At 62.8% G+C, this 3784-nt stretch carries 4 protein-coding genes and 1 pseudogene; all 5 read right to left on the reverse strand.

Annotation, left to right across the window (positions count from 1 at the left end; translation table 11 throughout):
• Window position 1: 1 nt before the first annotated feature.
• Window positions 2-1213 (reverse strand): glycosyltransferase, encoded by a 1212-nt coding sequence (locus tag JWR14_RS07510; RefSeq protein ID WP_299703875.1) that lies wholly within the window; start codon window positions 1211-1213, stop codon window positions 2-4.
• Between the two features lie 184 nt (window positions 1214-1397).
• Complete coding sequence (gene ureG, locus JWR14_RS07515) at window positions 1398-2048, reverse strand: urease accessory protein UreG (protein ID WP_299703878.1); 651 nt, start codon at window positions 2046-2048, stop codon at window positions 1398-1400.
• Between the two features lie 4 nt (window positions 2049-2052).
• Window positions 2053-2733, reverse strand: a complete 681-nt coding sequence (locus tag JWR14_RS07520) for an urease accessory UreF family protein (protein ID WP_299703884.1) — start codon at window positions 2731-2733, stop codon at window positions 2053-2055.
• Entirely contained in the window at window positions 2720-3391 is a 672-nt protein-coding gene (gene ureE / locus JWR14_RS07525) for an urease accessory protein UreE (RefSeq protein WP_299703881.1), read from the reverse strand. The genes JWR14_RS07520 and ureE overlap by 14 nt, the downstream gene beginning before the upstream one ends.
• A 7-nt stretch (window positions 3392-3398) precedes the next feature.
• Window positions 3399-3784: pseudogene (ureC, locus tag JWR14_RS07530) on the reverse strand (urease subunit alpha); the annotation flags it as partial.

Genomic DNA, 3784 nt, shown 5'->3' on the forward strand with positions numbered 1-3784 from the left:
ATTAACCCCGCTCCTCCAAAATCCTTGTCACGCACGCAACGAACCTCTCATTGCTCGCTTCCACGCCATACGCCCGCGCCCGTTCCAGCGCTTCACGCGTAAAGCCATCGCGCAGGGCATGGTCCGATAACAAGCGCGACAGCGCACCGGCCATGGCGTCTACATCGCCGATAGGAACCAGTAGCCCGAACCGGCCATCGTCCAGAATTTCTCGCGGCCCTGTCGGGCAATCGGTTGAAATCACCGCCTTGCCAAGTGCCAGCGCCTCGAGCAATACCATCGGCATGCCTTCGTAACGCGAGCTGAGCACCAGCGCGCTTGCATGCGCTACAACAGCATGCGGATTGTTCCGATACCCGGTGAAATGCACGCGCTTGCCCACCCCCAGCTCCATCGCCAGCGCTTCCAGTTCTCGGCGAAAACCACCGTCGCCGACAATCACCAGATCTTCCTGCAACCCGCCGTCACCCTGCGTCCTGACAAGCTGGGCGTAAGCTCGCAGCAAGGTCCGGTGATCTTTCTGGATCTCGTCAAGCCGCGCCACCGAAACGATGTACGGCCCGGGACACGGCGGCGGTTCCACAGTCGCGCCGTTCTCGCGAATCCGGTCGATATCGATCGCATTCGGCAGCACAAACACATTGCGCAGATGACCGTTGAACAGCTCGCGTGCTTCATCGGCCATCTGGCGGTTCAGCGCGGCAATCCCGTCGTAGCGGCCGTATTGCGCGAGCAGCCGTTTCATCTTTCTGCGCCGGCCGCCCAGCCGTGCATCGAAGCTGAAGTGGTTCACGCCGAGCCACGCCACGCCGAAGCGGCCAGCCAGACGGCGCAGCGACATGTCGAAGTCGATGATGATGTCATGGCGCTGCGCCAGCGCGGCCACACGCGCCTGCACGTAGGGGCGCACGGCCAGCGTGTTGAAGACGTCGCGTCCGACACGGCCGAGCTTGCTCAGCCGATGCGCGTAGCGACGTGCCTGGAACAGGTTGAGCCAGGGTTTGTCGGTGAGAATCTCGACGCCGACATCCGCGGGAACCAGCGCGCGAAAGCGCCGTTCGAACGCAGGGGACGAAAACATTACGGACAGCGTCACCGTGAAGCGCGCGCGGTCGTAGATCCGCAGCCACTGCATCAACGACGATTCGATGCCGCCGTCGTTGAAATCCGCGATGTGAAACAGCACGGCAACGCGCTTCGAGGGTTGCGCCATGGGTGTTGAGGACGCTGCGGGCGACGGGTTGAGCCGCACGGCGGCGTCGCGAATGAGGAGCGTGTCGGGGCTGTCGATCAGAGGTCTCCGAAAAGCGGGCCTATGGCCGTAAAAAAGGGCAAGGCGACATGCTAACGCACTCGATCGGCTGAGAACAGTTTCTCCCCAGGCCGGAAATCGCGTCTCAGAGCGCGAGCAGCCCCTTTTTTTCGATGAAGCGAACCACCACGTCGAGCCCTTCCTGCGCCTTCAGGTTGCACATGACAAATGGCCGTTCTCCGCGCATCTTCCTGGCATCGGAGGCCATGATGTCGAGATTTGCCCCCACATACGGTGCAAGATCGATCTTGTTGATGACCAGCAGGTCGGACTTCGTGATGCCGGGACCGCCCTTGCGCGGAATTTTTTCGCCGCCGGCGACATCGATCACATAAATAGTCAGGTCAGATAATTCCGGGCTAAAAGTGGCCGCGAGATTATCGCCGCCCGATTCGATGAACACGATGTCCGCGTCCGGGAAACGCTCGATCATCTGGTCGACGGCTTCCAGGTTGATCGACGCGTCTTCGCGGATCGCCGTGTGCGGGCAGCCGCCCGTTTCCACGCCCATGATGCGCTCGGCCGGCAACGCGCCCGCGACCGTGAGCAGGCGCTGATCTTCTTTGGTGTAGATGTCGTTGGTGATCGCGACGAGGTCGTATTTATCGCGCATCGCCTTGCAGAGCATTTCGAGCAAGGTGGTCTTGCCGGAGCCGACCGGACCCCCCACGCCCACGCGCAAGGGTGGCAGTTTCTTGGAGCGGCGGGCAGCGGCGGAATAGACGGGTGCGTTCATGGTTTTAAGAGCGGACCAGGCGTGAATATTGTGATTCGTGGCGCGCCGAGAGAATGCCGAGTTGCGGCGCGAAGGTGTTTATTTCGCCGGGCGAGGTGTCGAGCGCTTTTTCTACAGCGGCATCGATGGCCACGCGTAATGCAACGATGATCCGCTGTCCCGCGATCTGGCCCAGCGGCACGGCTTTTAACGCGGCGGCGGCCTGGTTTTCGACCCACGAGAAGGCGTAGGCGGCGAGGGCGGCATCGGTGGCGGCATCGTGGGCGAAGGCGGCGAAGGCGAACGCCGTGGGCTGCGAAAGGGGTTTGATGGCGTTTAACGTCGCCAGGCGCGCGGCGTCGCCCCATTCGAGCTGCGTGCACAACTGCGCCAGCGACCAGCCCATCTGCTGCGTCTCGCGACGCAATTCCGCCGACTCGCGGCTGGCAAGGAATTCTTCATCGGCAGCGGCGAGTTCTGCTGCGTCGTGATCGCGCCAGCGAGTCATCTGGTGCGCAAGGAACGGCAGTTCGCCGCGCGCGAGCACGTTCGTCAGGCCGCTGGCGATCCAGTCGCGGGCGGTGTCGCCGTCGTGGATCAAGCCGTGTTCTATCGCCGATTCAAGACCCTGCGAATAACTGAACGCGCCGATGGGCAACGCCGGCGACGCTAGATGCAGCAGGGCAGTGAGTTCAGCGATGCGCATGGCCGTGATCGTGGTCGTGGCCTTCGTGGCTGCACTGCGAGTGGTCGCCGTGATCGTGGCCTTGGCCGTGGGCGTGGGCAGCGTGGTCGTGTGCGTCGTGGCTCGCATGCCCATGCGCGCACTGCGAATGGTCGCCATGCGCATGCCCATGATGTTCATCGAAGACCTTTTGCGCGAGCGCGTAGTCCTCCACAAACGTCTCGTCGTGCCCGTGCCTATGACCGCCGCCATACGCGCCGGTTTCCGGCTGGAACGGCAGCGTCGCGTGCTCGACATGCGCGCCGAGACGCTTCAGCATGTCTTCAAGCACCGGATCGGCTTCCAGCTTCAAATGCTCCGCGCCCACTTCGACCGGCGTGTGCCGATTCCCCAGATGATAAGCAGCGCGCGTCAGCGTAGGGACATCGTGGGCATGCACGACCAGCACATCCTGTGCGGCGGCGATCACGCGCACGAGCGCGCCATCGTCGGCGACGAGCATATCGCCGTCACGCAGCACCGTGCCGCGCGGCAGCACCAGCGCCACTTCCTCGCCGTTATCCAGCGTCGCGGCGAGGCGGCTCTTGCAGCGGTCATCGAAGGGAAGGGTTAAAGTCGGCGCGCGTTTGATCAGCGGCGCGGCAAGTTTCGCTTCGATACGTTTATCGATCGTGCGCATCAGAGTCTCAAAAAAGGAAGTATCGCTGCGCCATCGGCAAGACGGTTGCCGGCTCGCAGGTGAGCAACTGGCCGTCGGCCACGACCTGATACGTTTCCGGATCGACGGTAATGGACGGCCTGTATGCATTGTGAATCATGTCGGCCTTCGAGATGTTCCGGCAGTTCTTCACGGCGACCACTTGTTTCTTCAGGCCATACCGCTCGCCGATGCCGTCATCCAGCGCCATCTGCGAGACAAACGTCAGCGATGTCTTTCCCAACGCGCCGCCGCGCGTCGCGAACATCTCGCGATAATGCACCGGCTGCGGCGTCGGAATCGACGCGTTCGGGTCGCCCATCGGCGCCGCTGCGATCATGCCACTCTTGATGATCATGGCCGGCTTGGCGCCGA

Source organism: Caballeronia sp. (assembly GCF_028292365.1).
GTDB lineage: Bacteria > Pseudomonadota > Gammaproteobacteria > Burkholderiales > Burkholderiaceae > Caballeronia.